Raw genomic sequence first — 2,256 nt, forward strand, 5'->3', positions numbered from 1 at the left:
CGCCCGCCCCCCCCCCCCCCCCCCGCCCCCCCCCCCCCCCCCCCCCCCCCCCCCCCCCCCCCCCCCCCCCCCCCCCCCCCCCCCCCCCCCCCCCCCCCCCCCCCCCCCCCCCCCCCCCCCGGCTCAGCGCCAGGCTGCCCACCACCGAGACCACCAGCGCCAGGCCGGCCGCGCCCAGCGCCACCGGCAGCTGCCCGCCCAGCTCCTGCGCCAGGGTGCGGGTCGTCACGCCCACCGCCACGGCGCCCACGACGCGACCGCCGGAGCGCACCGGCACCACGGCGCGCACCGAGGGCCCCAGGGTGCCGGTGTACGTCTCCAGCACCCGCCCCCCGGCCAGGGCGGCGGCGGCGTTGCCGCGGAACGGCCTGCCCAGCTGCGCGGGGTCCGGGTGGCTCCAGCGCAGCGTGGCGGTGTCCATGACGGTGATGAAGTCGGTGCCGGTGCGCTCGCGCACCTCCTCGGCGCGCGCGCGCACGGCGGCGCGCGCACCGGCCAGCGCGGGGTCGGTGGTGCCCCCGGGCACGGCCAGGCCCTCGCGCACGTCCGGGGAGGCGGCCACGGCCTCGGCGACGCCGGTGACCAGCCGGCCGGCGTCGCGGCGGCCGTCGCCGCGCAGCTGCAGCACCAGCGCCGCCGTGCACGCCGCGGTGACCACGGAGACCACGAGGAGCTGGAGCACCAGCACGCGCGAGGCCAGCGTCCAGCGCCGCCGGCGGTGCGGCAGCAGCGGCGGGCGCGGCCGGCGCGCGCCGTGAACGAAAGGTGCAGAAGCGCGACCCCTGCGCGAGCGTGTGAGCACCATCACCTCCGTACCCCGGTCGAGGAGGAACCCCGTGAGCACAGGCGCTCAGCCCGGCACCCGCAAGAAGGACCGCACCCACTACCTCTACATCGCCGTCATCGCCGCGGTGGTCCTCGGCGTCCTGGTCGGCTTCGTCGCCCCCGACGTCGGCGTGGCGCTGAAGCCGCTGGGCGACGGGTTCGTCGACCTGGTGCGGATGATGATCTCCCCGATCATCTTCTGCACGATCGTGCTGGGCGTGGGGTCGGTGCGCAAGGCCGCCCAGGTGGGCCGCGTCGGCGGCACCGCCCTGCTGTACTTCCTGGTGATGAGCGCCTTCGCGCTCGTCATCGGCCTGGTCGTGGGCAACCTGCTGCCGGCCACGGAGCTGCAGCTCACCGACGAGCTGCGCGGCGTGGGCGCCGAGCGGGCCGAGGAGGCCCACGAGGGCGGCGGCACCGTCGACTTCCTGCTGGGCATCATCCCCACCTCGCTCTTCTCCGCCCTCACCGACGGCTCGGTGCTGGAGACGCTGTTCGTGGCGCTGCTGGTGGGCTTCGCGATCCAGGGCCTGGGCGAGCGCGGCGAGCCCGCGCTGCGCGGCGTCGAGGTCATCCAGCGCATCGTCTTCAAGGTCCTGGCGATGGTCATGTGGGTCGCCCCGATCGGCGCGTTCGGCGCCATCGCGGCCGTCGTGGGCGCCACCGGCGTCGACGCCCTCAAGGCGCTGGCCACCGTGATGGTCGGCTTCTACGTCACCTGCGCGCTGTTCATCTTCATCGTGCTGGGCGTGCTGCTGCGCCTGGTCGCGAAGATGTCGATCTTCTCGCTGCTGAAGTACGTGGCCCGCGAGCTGCTGCTCATCGTGTCCACCTCCAGCTCCGAGACCGCCCTGCCGCGACTGATCGCCAAGATGGAGCACCTGGGCGTCTCGCGCCCCACCGTCGGCATCGTCGTGCCGACCGGGTACTCCTTCAACCTCGACGGCACCGCGATCTACCTGACGATGGCCTCGCTGTTCATCGCCACCTCGCTGGGCGACCCGCTCTCGATCAGCGAGCAGGTCTCCCTGCTGGTCTTCATGGTCATCGCCTCCAAGGGCGCCGCGGGCGTCTCCGGCGCCGGCCTGGCCACCCTGGCCGGCGGGCTGAGCTCGCACCGCCCCGAGCTGCTGGACGGCGTCGGCCTCATCGTCGGCATCGACCGGTTCATGTCCGAGGCGCGCGCCATCACCAACTTCATCGGCAACACCGTCGGCACCGTCGTCATCGGCACCTGGACCGGGCAGATCGACCGCGAGCGCGCCACCCGCGTCCTCGCCGGCCAGGACCCCTTCGACGAGCGCACGATGGACCCCTCCCACGTGTCCGGCTCCGCGGGCACGCTGGAGCCGGAGCGCGAGGCCGCCGGCCGCCGCTGACCGGCCCCCGCGCGCGAGGGGCGCGTCGTCGTCGTCACCGGCGCCGCCCGCG

Annotated in this window: 1 protein-coding gene and 1 pseudogene; one reads left to right on the forward strand and one right to left on the reverse strand. The window is 75.4% G+C overall.

Going from position 1 to position 2,256, the window contains the following annotated elements; genetic code table 11:
• Positions 1 to 688: pseudogene (locus ACRYR7_RS25250) on the reverse strand (hypothetical protein); the annotation flags it as partial.
• A 148-nt stretch (positions 689 to 836) separates the two neighbouring features.
• Between ACRYR7_RS25250 and ACRYR7_RS25255 the strand changes: the two are divergent.
• A complete protein-coding gene (locus ACRYR7_RS25255; protein WP_432575131.1) occupies positions 837 to 2,204 on the forward strand; it encodes a cation:dicarboxylate symporter family transporter in 1,368 nt (455 codons plus the stop codon).
• The last annotated feature ends 52 nt before the right edge of the window (positions 2,205 to 2,256 follow it).

This window comes from Kineococcus gurbantunggutensis (assembly GCF_050871925.1).
Lineage (GTDB): Bacteria > Actinomycetota > Actinomycetes > Actinomycetales > Kineococcaceae > Kineococcus.